At 65.9% G+C, this 1271-nt stretch carries 1 protein-coding gene; it reads right to left on the bottom strand.

Features of this window, described 5'->3' with window-relative positions:
- Positions 1-1271, bottom strand: a 1271-nt coding sequence (locus DFR29_RS28855) for a type VI secretion system Vgr family protein (RefSeq protein WP_133822085.1), incomplete at both ends; no start/stop codon positions are given.

Here is a 1271-nt window from a genome sequence, read left to right as displayed (position 1 = left end):
GATCGCGTCAGGAAGCCCGACTGCGTGGCATTCGCCGGCAGGCCCCAGGGATGCGGGTTGTTGGTGTTGTAGACCCGGCCGACGATGATCGGCAGATCCGGATCGCCGTTGAGGTGGTCCACCAGCACTTCCTGGCCGATGCGCGGGATATGCACGCCGCCGAAGCCGGTACCGGCCCACGGGTGCGAGACGCGGATCCAGCAGGACGAATTTTCATCCTTCTTGCCGTAGCGGTCCCAGTGGAACTGCACCTTCACCTGGCCGTGTTCGTTGGTATAGATCTCCTGCCCGGCCGGGCCGGTCACCACCGCGCTTTCCGGCCCCATCGTATGCGGCTTGGGCGTGCGCCGTTCCGGCCGGTAGGGCTGGTCGGTCGGGTGGAATTCCGAGGCTATCGACAGGCGATGCTCGCCCGAATCCTCGGTCGCTTCGTAGTCGTTGTCGCTGAAGTCGTAGTCGGCCGCGACGACCAGGTATTCCTTGTTGTAGTCGCCGACCGCGTGCTTTTCCAGCGTGAACAGGCGGCCCGGTGCCAGGCCACGCGCACGGCCCTGGCCATGGCTGCGCTGGTGACCGGCCTGCAGTTCTTCCAGGCGCACGCGCGCATACGGGTCGCCTTCGCCCAGCGTGGGATAGCTGCCCGGGTAGTCGAAGATGTCGTAGCTCGCATGCGGATGGCCCGCCGGCTGCGCTCGCAGGGTGGTCAGGTCGGCGCTGGGCATGACGAAGTTGTAGTCGCGCGCCGAGTACTTGCCGCTCTGCACATTGCCGCCCGCGGCCCAGCCGTGCAGGTGGTCCTTGTCGGGAATGGTGTGGTCGTGCGGGTAGAACGGAATCGTCGCGTAGCCCGGGTACGGGCTGGCCAGGCCGATGTCGTCGGTGATGACCAGCGTGTGTTCGCCGGCCGAATGATCAAACGAGAACCAGATGCCTTCATGCTCCAGCAGGCGCTGCACGAAGTTCGCGTCCGTCTCGCGGTATTGCACGCAGTACGTCCACTTGCGGTAGCTGCGCGACAGCAGCCACTTGGTCTGGAACGGGTACATCGCCAGCACCTGCTTGACGATGTCGGGGGTCGTGAGGTTCTGGAAGATGCGGTAGTCGCTGCGCCGCGTCGCGTACCACAGCCAGGGCTTGAGCTGGGCGATGTACAGGTACTGCTTGCCGCGGCGGCCGGCCGAGCGGAAGTGCACGCACTGGCCGTTCAGGTAGCGCCGGGCACCGCCGTCCAGTTCGAAATCGACGGTCACCGGCTGGCCCAGCATGGCCTG

The sequence above is a fragment of the Tahibacter aquaticus genome (genome assembly GCF_004363655.1).
Taxonomy (GTDB): Bacteria; Pseudomonadota; Gammaproteobacteria; order Xanthomonadales; family Rhodanobacteraceae; genus Tahibacter; species Tahibacter aquaticus.
The sequence above is the reverse complement of the archived record's forward strand: the minus strand, read 5'-3'. Positions and strand labels throughout refer to the sequence as shown.